Raw genomic sequence first — 13,173 nt, 5'->3', positions numbered from 1 at the left:
ACGGTGCGGACGAACGTCTGCGTGAACAGGAGCGTGAAGCACGGTGCTGGTGTTCCCGATCCGTGACTACCTGACCGAGCCCGGCGAACTCGTCGAGTTCCGGGCGTCCGCACCGGCGTCGGCGCTGGCGGGCGGCGGCGGGCCCGCCCATCCCGTCGGTGCCTGCGACGTCCAGGCCACCCATGTGCGGCGCTACCTCACGGCACCCGAGGAAGGGCACGGCTGGCTGGCGACCTTCTTCGACCTGCCGGGGCGGGTGGACGTCGGCGCGCTCGCCCGGGCATGGCAGGCGTGGCTGCGCCGGCACGACGCGTTGCGGACCTGGTTCACCGCCGACGGCGCCGGCCTGACGCGCCGTCTGCTGCCCCCTCAGGCGGTGACGGTGCGTCCGGTCGGCCTCGGCGTCCGCGCGAGCGGGGAAGCCGTCCGGACGTGGATGCATGAACGGTTCGCCGAGGCGATCAACCCGGTGACGTGGCCCGGCTTCGTGGCCGGCGCCGTGGTGCGCGACGAGAAGTCCACGCTGTTCTTCGCCGTCGACCACGCCCACACCGACGGCTGCTCGCTGGCACGGGTGTTCTCCGAGATCCGCGCCCTCTACACCGCCGAGACCGGCGGGGCGCCCGCCAGGCTGCCCGAGACCGGCAGCCACCTCGACTACTGCGTGGCCGAGGCCCGGCGCAACGCCGCGCTGGACCCGGCCCACCCCGCGGCCGCCCGGTGGGTCGACTTCCTGGGCCGGGGGCTGCCCGCCTCCTTCGCCCTGCCCCTGGGCGTCGACCCCGGAGGCAGGCACCCGTCCGTGTACGAGACCGTCGACCTCTTCGACCTCCCGCAGGCGGAGGTGTTCGCCGGGGCCTGCCGCCGCGGGGGAAGCAGCTTCGCCGCCGGGGCCGTCGGCGCGCTCGCCCTCGCCGAGCACGAACTCGCCGGTACCTCGCACTACCGGCGGCTGATGGTCGCCCACACGCGCGGCGAGCGGCGCTGGCACGCGGCGCAGGGCTGGTTCGTCAACCTGGTGCCCGTGGAGTTCCCGGTCCCGCGGGGCCGGTCGTTCACTGCCACCGCCAGGGCCGCCCACGACGCGCTCGGCCGCGCCCACGCCATGGCCGAGGTGTCACCCGCCCGCGTGCTCGAACTGCACCCGGCCGCGGCCCTCGCCCTCGGGAACACGGTGCCGCCGGTGCTCTCCTACGTCGACCTGCGGCACACCCCCGGCTCCCGGGACTGGACCGCCGCCCGGTTCGGCGTCCTCGGCTCCGGGGCGCCGGTCAGCGGCGTGTCCGTCTGGCTGTGGCGGCTGTGGCAGGGGCTGCGCCTGACCGTCGCCTACCCCGACAACCCGGTCGCGCGAGACAGCGTCCACCGCTACGTCCGGCACCTGCGCCGGATCCTGGACGCCGCCGTCGGCGAGCCGCAGGGCGCTGCCGCGCACGGGCTGCAGGGCGCTGCCGCGTACGGGCCGCAGGACACCGCGGAGTACGGGCCGCAGGACGTGCCGCCACCGGCCGTGGGGGTTCCCCGGGCGGCCCCGATGGAGTCGGCCCCGGCCCCGGTCGGCGGGGTGTGAGCGTGCACGTCCTCACGGTCGACGACTACCGGCCACCCCCGGGCCGGCTGGTCGTCCTGGCGCCGACGGCCGCGACGGTGGCCGCGGCGGCGGGTGCCCGGGCGACCGGCGAACCGCCGGGTGCCAACGAGCGGTTCCACCTCGCCTCCGCGCTGCACCGTCCGCAGGCCCGCAACTGGCTGGCGTGCGCCTTCGACCTGCCGTTCCGGGCCGATCCCGCCGTGCTGGCCGCCGGGTTCACCCGCTTCGCCCGCCGCCACCCGACCCTGCGCAGCGGACTGCGGACGGGCCCCGACGACCGGGTGGAACGGTTCGCCGTCCCCACGGACTCCCTCGCCTTCACCGTCGCCGAGGTGGGCGCCGGCGAGGAGCAGGACCACTTGGACCACCACGGCGTACGGGAGCGGCTCACCGTGCTCCTCGACCGGGTCTGCCGCCCGCTGGCCTGGCCCTCGTACGCCTGCGCGGCCGTCCTGCGCGAGGCGAGCACGACGGTCGTGTGCGGGTTCGACCACTGCCACGCCGACGCCCACTCACTGGCGATCGCCGCCGAGGAGCTCACCGAGATCCTCGACGCGCTGACCCGGGGCCGCACGCCCCGCCTCGCCCCGACGGCCGGACAGGCGAGCGGCCACCGCACCGTCCACCCGCCGGACCCCGGCGGCCGCACCGTCCACCCGCCGGACCCCGGCGGCCGCACCGTCCACCCGCCGGACCCCGGCGGCCCCGACCGCGCCCGCGCCCGCGCGCTGGACGTCTGGGAGGAGTTCCTCGCCGAGGGCGACGGCGCCCTGCCGAGCTTCCCCCTGCCGCTCGGCACGGACCCCGGCGGGAGCGCGTCGCCCCAGCGCAGCGACCACCGTCGCCTCCTGGACGCAGCCGGGACGGCGGCGCTCGAACACCGCTGTCGGCAGGCCGACGGCACCCTGTTCACCGGCCTGCTCGCCGCCACCGCGCTGGCGGTCCGCGCCGCGGGCGCGCCCGCGCCCCTACGGCTGCTGGTGCCCCTGCACACCCGCCACCGACCGCAGACGGCCCGCTCGATCGGCTGGTTCACCACCGTCGCGCCGCTGACCCTCGACCTCGGCGGCGTCGGCACCCTCACCGCCGCGCTCCCCGCCGCCCGGGCGGCGTTCCGCCGCTCCCGGGAGACGGCCGGGCTGCCGCTGGGCGAGACGGTCGCCGCGCTCGGCGACCGGCTGCGGCCCACCGGCGGGGACGTCTTCATGCTCTCCCACCTGGACTACCGCACGGTCAGCACCACAGGCGAGCCCCCGCGGGCGCGCAACCCGCACCACCTCAGCCGCGCCAGCGTCACCGACACCGTCCAGCTCTGGTTCTCCCGCACCCGCGACGGCCTGTTCCTGCGCACGCGCCACCCCGACACCGGCACCGCCGGCCGCACCGTCGGCCGCTTCCTCGACGGCATCCACCGCCACCTCACCGGCGCCGCCACCGGGCTGCCGGTCCCCGGTCCGATGCTCCCCGGTCCGCCGCTCCTTGGTCTGCCGCTCCCGGCGGGCGGCCCCGACGGCGTCAGGGCGGATGCACAGGGCCCGCCGTCGTCGAACCCACGCCTGCGGGGACGCTCCCCGACGCGCCGTCCCCGCCCCCGCCGCCCTGCGGGCGGACGACGGGGGTCCGAAGGCGGGCCCTAGGATCGTCGGTATGGGACTTCGACCCGTTCTGGTGAACATCAAGGCCGTTGACGACGCCGCCGTCGGCCGGTTCTGGGCGGAGGCGCTCGGCTGGAGCGTCTCCAGTGCGCAGCCCGGCGAGACCAACGTCGGCCGCGTCGGCATCGACTGGCGGGACCCGGAGCGGATCTGCGTCGACGTGGTCGCCGTCCCGGAGCCCAAGACGGCGGTGAAGAACCGGGTGCACCTCGACCTCGCCAGCACGTCCGCGGCCCACCAGGCGGAGCTGGTGGCCCGGCTGCGGGCGCTCGGGGCGACGCCCGTCGACGTGGGCCAGGGCGAGGTGCCGTGGACGGTGCTCGCCGATCCGGAGGGCAACGAGTTCTGCGTGCTGGAGCCCCGCGAGGTGTACCGGGACACCGGGCCGATCGCCGCGGTGGTGGTCGACTGCGCGGATCCGCGGGCCATGGCGCGGTTCTGGGGCGAGGCGCTGGAGTGGACCCTGCACGAGGTGACCGACGACAGTGCGGTGTTCCGCTCCGCCAAGGGGGTCGGCCCGTACCTGGAGTTCATCCGCACGCCCGACGTGAAGACCGTGCCGGACCGCGTCCACGTCGACCTGCTGCGCTACCCCGCCGACGATCACGAGGCGGAGTCGGCCCGGCTGAGGGCGCTCGGCGCCGACGACCTCGACATCGGCCAGGGCGACGTCCCGTGGCGGTGCCTGACCGATCCGGAGGGCCACGAGTTCTGCATCCTCGCCCGGTCGTCGTCGTCCTGAGGGACCCCGCCCGGGCCGTCACAGAGCAACATCAGAGGAACAGGAGAGACCCGCGCCGTGGACACCCTGACGACCGCCGCCGCCACCGGGACCACCGTCCCGGGGCAGGCGCCCGGTGCCCCGGCGGTGAACCCGGTGCCCCTGCACTGGTTCCAGAAGGAGGCCACCTCCGCCGCCGTGAAGGCCGTGAAGGCTGGCGGCCGCGCGACGGTGGTGGCGGCGACCGGCTCCGGCAAGACGCTGATCGCGGCCGCGTGCGCGCGTCGACTGGCGGCCCGGGGACGGGTGCTGGTGCTGGTGCCGACGATCGAGCTGCTGGAGCAGACGGCCGAGGCGTGGTCGCTGCGGGGCGGGCGGCGGGGACTGGCGGTGGCGGCCTGCTCGCGGGAGGAGGCGCTGGAGAGCGCGGAGGCGGGCGGCCGGGTCAGGGCGGAGGTGTCCACGCAGGCCGCGCGGATCGCGGACCTGGTCGCCTCGGCGGGCCCGGGGGAGCCGGTCACCGTGTACGCGACGTACGCCTCGCTGGAGCGGATCGTCCAGGCCCACCGGCAGTTCGGGCTCGGGGCCTGGGACCTGGTGGTCGTCGACGAGGCGCACCGTACGGCCGGCTCCGAGGGCAAGGCGTGGGCGGCCGTCCACGACGACGAGCAGGTCCCCGCGGTCCGCCAGCTGTACTGCACCGCCACGCCGCGGATCGCCGACGACCGGACGGCGACGGCGGGCCTGGACGACGTCACCGGCGAGACCCTGCCCGCGCTCTGCTCGATGGACGACGAGCGGATCTACGGCCCGACCGTCTACACCTGGACCCTCGGGCAGGGCATCGAGCACGGCTTCCTCGCCGACTACCGGGTGCTGGTGCCGGTGGTCACGGACGAGGACCTGCGCGACCTGCTCAACCTGCCCGCCGTCGCCGACCTGCGCTCGCAGCGCACCAACGAGGAACTGCTGCGCCTGGCCCTGCAGATCGCGGTGCTGCGCGCGGTCGCCGACCTCCAGCTGCGCCGCGTGATCACCTTCCACTCCCGGGTGGCTGCGGCCCGCGAATTCGCCGGCACCCTGGCGGGGGCGGCAGAGCTGCTCGACGACGCGGACCGGCCGGAGCGGATCTGGGCGAAGGCGGTGGCCGGCACCGACCGGCTGCGGGAACGCCGGGCCGCGTTCGAGGAGTTCAAGGCACACACCGGCGAACGGCTCGGCGAGGAGGGCGAGGAGTGCGGCATCCTCGCGAACTCCCGGCTGCTGTCGGAGGGCATCGACATCGCCGCGGTGGACGCGGTCTGCTTCGCCGACCCGAAGTCGAGCGTCATCGACATCGTCCAGGCGGTGGGCCGGGCGCTGCGCCAGTCCTACCGGCAGGGCAAGGTGTCATGGGTGGTCATCCCGGTCTACCTGCCGACGCCGGCGGCCGGAGACGACACGGCGGCCGCGGACCCGGCCGAGGTCCGCGACGCGGGGGAGGCGGTGAAGGCGGAGGCCGACGCCGAGATCGAGGCGAGTTCCTTCCGGACGATCTGGCGGGTCCTGCGGGCGCTGGCGGCGCACGACGCCCGGGTGGTGGGCCGGATCACCGAGCTGCGCGCCCACCGCGCCCAGCCGCAGCACACCGCAGTCGCAGCCGCCGTCACCGGCCCCGAGGAGGCCGTCGAGGGGGCGGCCGTTGAGAGGGACGGCGCTGAGAGGGACGGCGCTGAGAGGGACGGCGCTGAGAGGGACGGCGTTGAGGGGGAGGCCGCCGCGGCGGAGCAGCGGCCCGTGCCGCCGCCGCAGTCGCCGGTCGAGTGGCTGCGGATCGACGCCCGGCACCACGCCGACACGATCCTGCGGGCCGTGAAGCTCCGGGTGTTCAACCCGCGGGCCGCCGAGTGGCAGCGCATGTACGCGGTGGCGGCGGTCTTCCACCTGGAGCACGGCCACCTCGACCCCACCGACCGGACCTCCCACGGGGGGCTGGTCTCCTGGCTCGCCCGGCAGCGCCACCTGCGCGGCCAGGGCCTGCTCGACCCCGCCCGGGTGTCCGAACTGGACGCGCTCGGCATGATCTGGTCGAAGCACGCGGGCGCCTGGGAACGCGGCTACGCGTACGCGAGGGCCTTCCAGCACCGGCACGGCCACCTGGCGATCCCGGCGACCGCCAAGCTGGACGGCTACGCGGTGGGCGCGTGGATGCGCCGCCAGCGCCGGGCCGAGAACCTGGCCGGGGAGCAGGGGGCGAAGCTCGACGCGCTGGACGGGCTGTGGCGGCTGGAGCCGGACTGGAACCGCTCGTACCGGCGCCTGCTCGCCTACCTGGAGGGCGGCGGCACCCTCACCGGGCCCGTCAACCGCACCGGCGGCCCGGCCGATCCGGCGTTCCGCCCCGGCACCTGGCTGCGCAAGCAGGACCGGGCCCGGACGGAGGGCAGGCTGACCGCCCGGCAGTCCGCACTGCTGGACGCCCTCCCGCAGGGCGCGCTCCCGCACGGCGCCGTCCGGCACGGGGCCCTTCAGGGGGACGCCGGCGGCTCCGTGGGCGGCTGACCGGTCGTCGGCCGGTCCGCCAGCAGGGCCAACAGGCTGCGGCGGGCGGTGTCGACGTGTTCGGCGGCCAGCCGGTCGAGCTCCCGCTCGTCACCGCCCGCCCGCAGCAGCCGGGCGAGTTCGCGGTGCTCGTCGACGACCAGTGCGCGGTACCCGCCCTGGGCGAGCGAGACCCGCTGCAGCTGGAAGAGGAACACCTGGGACCGCACGGCTTGCCAGGCCGCGGTGAGGCGGCCGTTCCCGGCGGCCTCGTAGATCCGGTCGTGGAAGGCCATGTCGAGGGCGAGCAGGCGCGGGACCCCGGCGCCGGCGGCCAGTTCGGCGGCCATCTCGTCGACGAGCCGGTCGAGTCGGTCGAGCTGGGCCGGCGTCGCGCGGCGCATCGCGGTGACGGCGGCCAGCCGGTCGAGCGCGGCGCGGACGCGGTAGACCTCCTCGACGTCGACGGCGGTCGCCGCGACGACGGTGGTCGGCCGGTGCCAGCCGGTGCGGATCAGCCCTTCGCGCTGCAACTGCGCGAGCCCTTCGCGCACGGCCCCGCGGCTCACGCCCAGCGTTCCGGCGAGCTCGACCTCGCGCAGCGGGGAGCCGGGCGGGTAGTGCCCGTCGAGGATCGCGTCGCGGACCCGGTCGGCGACCTCGTCGGCGAGTCCGCGCCGGACCGCCTTCCGCAGGGGTTCATCGTTCATGTCCGAATGTTGACATTGAGTGGGTGCCGGGATCAAGGTGGGGAACCATGACTCGTCCCGCCTTTCATCTCGCCATCCCCGTCGACGACTTGGCCCGCGCCCGCGCGTTCTACGGCAGTGTGCTCGGCCTCCCCGAGGGCCGCTCGACCGACGGCTGGGTCGACTGGGACCTCCACGGCCACCAGCTGGTGACGCACCTCGTCGCCGGCCACCGCCCCGAGCCCGCCGGGCACGGCACCGTGGACGGCCGCCCGGTCCCCGTACCGCACTTCGGGCTGGTGCTGGACGTCGACGCGTTCCAGGTCCTCGCCCGGCGACTGACCGACGCCGGAACCGCGTTCGTCGTCGAGCCGTCCCTGCGCTTCGCCGGGCAGCCCGCCGAACAGTGGACGATGTTCCTCCTCGACCCGGCCGGGAACGCCCTGGAGTTCAAGGCCTTCCGCGACGAGACCCGGATGTTCGCCCGATGAGGGGCGTCCTGGTGACCGGCGCCTCCCGGGGCATCGGCCGAGCGGTGGCGCAGGCGTTCGCCGCGCGAGGCGACCGCGTCGCCGTGCACTACGCGACGGACCGGCAGCAGGCCGAGCAGACCCTGGCCGCGCTGCCCGGCGAGGGGCACGTCCTGGTCGACGGCGACCTCGGCGACCCGTCCGCGGCCGAGCGCATCGCCGAGCACGCGGAAGCGGCGCTCGGCGGGGTCGACGTCCTGGTCAACAACGCCGCCGTGGCCACCTCGGCGGCGAACGCCCACCCGGTGGCCGAGGTGTCGTACGAGGACTGGCAGCGCGTCTGGCGGCAGATGGTCGACGTCAACCTGCTCGGCGCCGCGAACCTCGGCTACTGCGTGGCCCGCCACATGATCGCCCGCGGCGCACCCGGCCGGATCGTGCACATCGGCTCGCGGGGGGCCTTCCGCGGTGAGCCGGACCACCCCGCGTACGGCGCGAGCAAGGCCGCGCTGCACGCCCTCGGCCAGTCCCTGGCCGTCGCCCTGGCCCCGCACGGCATCTCGGTGACCTCGGTCGCCCCCGGGTTCACCGCCACCGACCGGGTCGCCGACCGCCTGGCCGGCCCGTCCGGGCAGGCCCTGCGCGCCCAGAGCCCGTTCGGCCGGGTCGGCACCCCGGAGGAGGTCGCCGCGGCCGTGCTCTACCTGGCCTCGCCCGAGGCCACCTGGGCCTCCGGCACCATCCTCGACCTCAACGGGGCGTCCCACCTGCGCCTGTGAAGCCCCGGCGGGCCGGTGTGTCGTCGGGCTGCTGGAGGCCTGGTGGAGGCCGCTGCAGGGCCGGTGCGGGGCCGCTGCAGGGCCGGTGCGGGGCCGCGGTGGGGCCGGTGTCGCCGGGCCGCCGCAGCCGTCGCCGTGCCCGAGCGGATCGAGGCCGTCGGTGAGCTCCCCGGCCCCCGCTCCGGCACGATCAGGCGCCGTCCGCTGTGCGGCATCGCAGCAGGCCGCGAAGCCGGTGACACCACTGCGCCGGCCGATGCCACCGCGAAGTCGTCCCTCCTGGCCGCGCCGGCCGTTATACCGGACGGTGCCTGACGGCGGCCGGCCCCCGTGCCGCCGATCGTGCCGCCGCGCGGACCCCGGTCCGGGCGGCGGCACGGGCGCCCGCCGCATACCGAACTGCCGGGGAGGAAAGACCAGTTGTCCCACAGCCCCGCGCGCGTCGCCGCGCAGACCACCACCGCGCTCGCCCTGCTCACCTGCCTCCTGATGATCCGTCAGGACAACCCGGCGGCGCCGCGGACGCAAGCACCGCCACCCGCCACGACCGTCGGCCCCGAGCAGCCCGCCGGCCACGGCGGAGCCCTGCTGCGCGAACCGGACGACCGGACCGGGAGCCCGTCCGAGCAACCGGCCGCCCGACTGCGGGCCGCACCTCCGGAGGCCGGGCCCCGGCAGCCGAGCGGATTCGGCACCCTGACCTCCTGGCCGGCGTCGCTGCGCATGGCGGCGGCCGGGGTCGACGCCTCCCGCGCGGCCGAGGGCGCCGCGGTGGTCGCCATACCGGAGAGCGGAGAGGACGGCCAGGAATGGCTCGTCCGGCCCGCCCCCGACGGCGAGGTGACCGTCCGCTCCCCGCTGGCGAGCACGGACGACGACGCGGGCGGGCCCCTCCTGCTCACCGCCGACCCGGACGGCTCGGTCTACCTCTCCCGGGAACGGCCCGACGACGGGCAGCAGGACGCCGGCCAGGCGTGGCGCGTCGAGGACGACCACGCGCCCCTGCGGCCCCCGGAGCCGGGCCCGTCCGACGGGCGGACCTCCCTCCGGCTGCGGCTCCACGCCCACCGGGGCGGCTGCCTCGTCGAGCAGGGCTACGGCGAGCGGCTCGTCGTCGGCAGCTGCGACGACCCCCGCGCCTGGTGGACCGCCGAGGGGCTGACGGGCTGACGGGCAGACGGGCAGACGGGCCGACGGGCGACGGGCCGACGGGCGGCGCCGGCCCGGGCAGGTCCTGCGGCCGGTGGAGAGCGTGGTCAGGGCGGTCCTCCTGCCCCTCGGGATTCGCCGCCGCCCGTACAGCGCCCTTCCGGGCCGCCCGCGTCACCGCGGCCCTCGGGGGGCGCGCTCCGCCCGTCCTGCCGTTCGTGTTCGTGCACGGCCGGCGCCCGGACCGGGAACGCCACCAGGCCGACCAGCGACACGCCCCCCAGCACCGCAAACGCCCACGGCGGCCCGGCCTGGACGAGCACTCCGAGGACCCCGAAGGCGACACCGGTGGCCAGGACGAAGTCGATCGACACCGAGCCGCGGTCACGGTCCGCGGCCGTCATCGCCTCGTCCACGGTGTGCCCCAGGGCCGCCAGTTCGGCGACGCGTTTGCGCACGCGCAGGGCGTGGACGCGCGCGGTCGCCGGGCGGCAGCCCAGCTGCTCGGCGATCTCGGTGAAGTCCCAGCCCATGACGTACCGGAGGTAGGCCACCTGTTGCTGCCGCTGCTGCGGCATCCGCCGGATGAAGGCGGTGACCTCCCGCGCGGCGGCGAAGTCCTCGGGGTCGGCCGCCGGCGCGGCCGTGCTCCAGCGGACCGCCCCCTGCTCGGCGTGCTGCGCCGGTTCCCCGTGCGCCCGGCGTACTGCTGCCGGGACGCATCGGGCGACGCGGCGCCGGGCCACCGTGTAGAGCCAGGCCCAGGGGATCCTGACGGTCGCCCAGACGCGCAGCGCCTCCTCGAAGGTGTCCTGGACGACGGCCTCGACGTCGGCGTCCCGCTCGGACAGGCCCAGCTCGGCGGCCTGTCGGCGCGCTGCCCGCAGGAGCCGGCCGTGGTACAGCCGGTACGCCTCCTCGAACGGCATCGTTGGCTCCCCGCTCACCGGGCCCCGCCCGGCGCCGGCCTGTCCGACGGCTGCCCGTCCGACGGCTGCCCGTTCGACGGCTGCCCGTCCGACGCAGGCCGGTCCGACGCAGGCCGGTCCGGCGCCCGTTCGGCGTGGGCCGGGCGGGCGAGGGCGTCGGCGGGTTCCGGCACCGCGGGTACGGGGCGGAGGAGCAGCAGGGTCCAGGGATCCGTCATGCGGTGTGCCTTCCGGGTCGGGCCGCCCTCGGCGGGCTCCCGGTCCGGGTGCCTGGGCGGCTGCCCGGAAGTGGCGTTCGCAGGCCCGGGCGTTTACCGTCCGGGCCGCGATGTCCCATCGGAGGCCGATCCGGGCGGAGGTCCGGCGCAGGCCCCCGCAGGCCCCCGCAGGCCCCCGCAGGCCCGCACGGAACACCCCCTCAGAACTGGATGTCGGGGGTCTGGAGGACGATGCGCAGGCTCTCGGCCGCGCGATCCACCTCGACCTCGTAGCGGAGCCAGACGTTCTGCAGGTTCTCGTCCGATCCGTCGGTCACCATCACCCACAGCAGCAGGCCCCAGGCCACCGCCGGGTCGTGGCCGTCCACCTGGCCCCCGAAGCCGACCGGGACGGCGACACCGATCCGGGACGGCGGGTCCTGGCTGAAGTCCGGCGGGGCGAAGTCGGACGCGTCGTTGCCGGCCAGGACGACCGGGGTGTCGATGACCTTGAGCCAGTGGATCTCGACGCCCTCGACGATCCGTTCGAGCGCGACGGCCAGCCACTGGCGGACGGCCGTCTCCGGGTCGGTCAGCCAGCCCAGCGGCCCGTCGGGGTCGGTCGCACGGGTGAGGTCGTCCTGGGGCGGGCCGAAGTGCTCGTTCTCGACGGGCCCGCCGATGACGTTGCCGTCGCGGTCCACCTCCCACCAGCGCCGGATCGACTCGGGCGGCGCCCAGGTCTCCGTGGAGTACTCGCCGTCGACCTCGTAGATCCAGGAACCGCCCTGCCCGACCGGCTCCGGCGGCAGGCCCGGCAGCGCGTCCCGACGCCCGCCCGGCGGTGCCTCCTGCGATGCGTCCTGCGGTGCGTCCTGCGGTGCGTTCTGCGCTGCCTCCCGCGGTGGCGCGTCCTGCGGTTCCTCCCGCGGCGGCGCGTCCTGGTGCGTGTCCTGCGGTGCGGTTGCCCGGTCCCGGTTCTTGCGGCTGAAGATCCCCATCCCTGACCCTTCCCCCCTCGACGCGTTCCCCCTGGCTTCCGGCGATTCTGCCCCAGGATCCGCTCCGCGGAGCGGAGTTCCCGGAATTCGCTTCCCGGGGGCCCCGCGGCGCGTCGTGAAAAGCACCTCGAAGAGTCGGATCCATTCGCCCGGCGGTCTTCGGATGACCGGGCGAACTCCCAGGTCAGGGCCGACTGTCAGTGCCTCGCCGTAGTGTGTAACCAACGTCGGAGGGGCGCGCTGGAAGGCGCCGGAAATGGCGTCGAAAAGCGTGTTGGAAAAGGGGAGAAGCATGTCCGCGAAGAGGATCAAGCACAAGGTCAACCACGTTTCGCTCGTGGTCGACAAGTCCGGCTCGATGCGCCAGCACGAGGCACAGCTCATCCGCGTGGTGGACGAATTCGTGAAGGGGCTTCAGGAGGAGTCCGACCGGCTCGGCCACGAGACCCGGATCAGCCTCTACGCGTTCGACCACCAGGTGCACAACCTGGTCTGGGACATGGACGTCAAGCACCTGCCGTCCCTGCGGGGCCTCTACAAGGTCGACAACGGCGCGACGGCGCTGATCGAGGCGGCCGTGAAGTCGGTCGACGACCTGAAGAACATCTGGGAGGGCTACGGCGAGCACTCCTTCCTCCAGGTCGTCGTGACGGACGGCGAGGAGAACGCGTCCGGCTACTCGGAGGTCGGCTCGATGCACACCCGCACGGGCGGGGAGGGCAAGGTCGTCCTGAAGACCTGGATGGGCCGCATCAAGGGCGCGATGGACGACCTCCCCGACCACTGGACGTCGGCGATCCTCGTCCCGAACTCCCTGGCCAAGCGAACCGCGCAGGAGTACGGCTTCCCCGCGGGCAACATCGCGATCTGGGACGCGGACTCCACCAAGGGCGTCGAGGAGGCCATCGGCACCGTGAAGACGGCCGCCACCAGCTTCCTGCGCGGCCGCGAGAAGGGCGTGCGCGGCACCCGGAACCTCTTCACCATGGGTCAGGACCTCAGCAGCGCCGACGTGACGGCCAGCCTCGACGCCCTGGACGCCGGCAAGTACATCCTGGTCCCGGTCGACGAGGCCATGCCGATCCGCGACTTCGTCACCGGTTCCGGGCACACCTACAAGACCGGCTGCGCCTACTACGAGCTGTCCAAGCGCGAGAAGATCCAGGGCCGCAAGCAGCTCGCCGTCGCCGAGAAGGACCCGGTCACCGGCCGCATGACGGGCAAGGTGTTCTCCGGTCCGGCGGCCCGCGCACTCCTCGGCCTGCCGGCCTCGGAGGTCGTGGTGAAGCCCGGCGACAACCCCTCGTACACCGTGTTCGTCCAGTCGACGTCCGTCAACCGCAAGCTGGTCCCGGGCACCAAGCTGCTGGTCATGCTCTAGTGAGCTGGTTCGGAGATGCGTGAGCAGTAGCGGCAGATCCGGTCGATGATCTGGTCGGCGGTCCTGGTCCACTTGAACGGTTTGGCGTTCT

At 75.1% G+C, this 13,173-nt stretch carries 11 protein-coding genes; 8 read left to right on the top strand and 3 right to left on the bottom strand.

The annotated features are described in order from the left end of the window. Positions 1-43 precede the first annotated feature (43 nt). Genes ACZ7KX_RS36140 through ACZ7KX_RS36125 form a run of 4 tightly spaced genes read left to right on the top strand, consistent with a single transcriptional unit; the run spans position 44 to position 6,508 of the window. Positions 44-1,570, top strand: a complete 1,527-nt coding sequence (locus tag ACZ7KX_RS36140; RefSeq protein ID WP_470330199.1) for a condensation domain-containing protein — start codon at positions 44-46, stop codon at positions 1,568-1,570. A gap of 2 nt (positions 1,571-1,572) precedes the next feature. Beyond that, positions 1,573-3,228: a hypothetical protein gene (locus ACZ7KX_RS36135; RefSeq protein ID WP_470330198.1), complete on the top strand. Its 1,656-nt coding sequence runs from the start codon at positions 1,573-1,575 to the stop codon at positions 3,226-3,228. Positions 3,229-3,238: 10 nt separating this feature from the next. Further along, positions 3,239-3,988 (top strand): VOC family protein, encoded by a 750-nt coding sequence (locus ACZ7KX_RS36130; protein WP_470330197.1) that lies wholly within the window; start codon positions 3,239-3,241, stop codon positions 3,986-3,988. A gap of 57 nt (positions 3,989-4,045) precedes the next feature. Continuing rightward, entirely contained in the window at positions 4,046-6,508 is a 2,463-nt protein-coding gene (locus ACZ7KX_RS36125) for a helicase associated domain-containing protein (protein ID WP_470330196.1), read from the top strand. On the opposite strand, the gene ACZ7KX_RS36120 is transcribed toward ACZ7KX_RS36125, so the two are convergent. After that, positions 6,475-7,197: a GntR family transcriptional regulator gene (locus ACZ7KX_RS36120; RefSeq protein ID WP_470330195.1), complete on the bottom strand. Its 723-nt coding sequence runs from the start codon at positions 7,195-7,197 to the stop codon at positions 6,475-6,477. The genes ACZ7KX_RS36125 and ACZ7KX_RS36120 overlap by 34 nt on opposite strands. Before the next feature lie 47 nt (positions 7,198-7,244). Between ACZ7KX_RS36120 and ACZ7KX_RS36115 the strand changes: the two genes are divergently transcribed. The 3 genes from ACZ7KX_RS36115 (at position 7,245) to ACZ7KX_RS36105 (ending at position 9,595) form a co-directional block, all read left to right on the top strand. Then, on the top strand, positions 7,245-7,667 hold the full coding sequence (locus tag ACZ7KX_RS36115; RefSeq protein ID WP_470330194.1) for a VOC family protein: 423 nt from the start codon (positions 7,245-7,247) through the stop codon (positions 7,665-7,667). Beyond that, positions 7,664-8,425 carry an SDR family NAD(P)-dependent oxidoreductase gene (locus ACZ7KX_RS36110; protein ID WP_470330193.1) on the top strand — a complete coding sequence of 254 codons (762 nt, stop codon included), beginning with the start codon at positions 7,664-7,666 and terminating at the stop codon, positions 8,423-8,425. Before ACZ7KX_RS36115 ends, ACZ7KX_RS36110 begins: the two co-directional genes overlap by 4 nt. Positions 8,426-8,845: 420 nt before the next feature. Continuing rightward, a complete protein-coding gene (locus ACZ7KX_RS36105) occupies positions 8,846-9,595 on the top strand; it encodes a hypothetical protein (protein WP_470330192.1) in 750 nt (249 codons plus the stop codon). Positions 9,596-9,681: 86 nt separating this feature from the next. Here the strand turns inward: ACZ7KX_RS36105 and ACZ7KX_RS36100 are convergent, their stop codons facing one another. Together ACZ7KX_RS36100 and ACZ7KX_RS36095 are read right to left on the bottom strand one after the other, a co-directional pair. After that, positions 9,682-10,503, bottom strand: coding sequence for an RNA polymerase sigma factor (locus ACZ7KX_RS36100; protein ID WP_470330191.1), 822 nt, complete (start codon positions 10,501-10,503; stop codon positions 9,682-9,684). A gap of 418 nt (positions 10,504-10,921) precedes the next feature. Beyond that, positions 10,922-11,701 (bottom strand): hypothetical protein, encoded by a 780-nt coding sequence (locus ACZ7KX_RS36095; protein WP_470330190.1) that lies wholly within the window; start codon positions 11,699-11,701, stop codon positions 10,922-10,924. Between the two features lie 292 nt (positions 11,702-11,993). On the opposite strand from ACZ7KX_RS36095, the gene ACZ7KX_RS36090 reads away from it, so the two are divergent. Beyond that, on the top strand, positions 11,994-13,082 hold the full coding sequence (locus ACZ7KX_RS36090) for a vWA domain-containing protein (protein ID WP_470330189.1): 1,089 nt from the start codon (positions 11,994-11,996) through the stop codon (positions 13,080-13,082). Positions 13,083-13,173: the final 91 nt, after the last annotated feature.

Source organism: Kitasatospora sp. NPDC038210, from assembly GCF_055600605.1.
The sequence above is the reverse complement of the archived record's forward strand: the minus strand, read 5'-3'. Positions and strand labels throughout refer to the sequence as shown.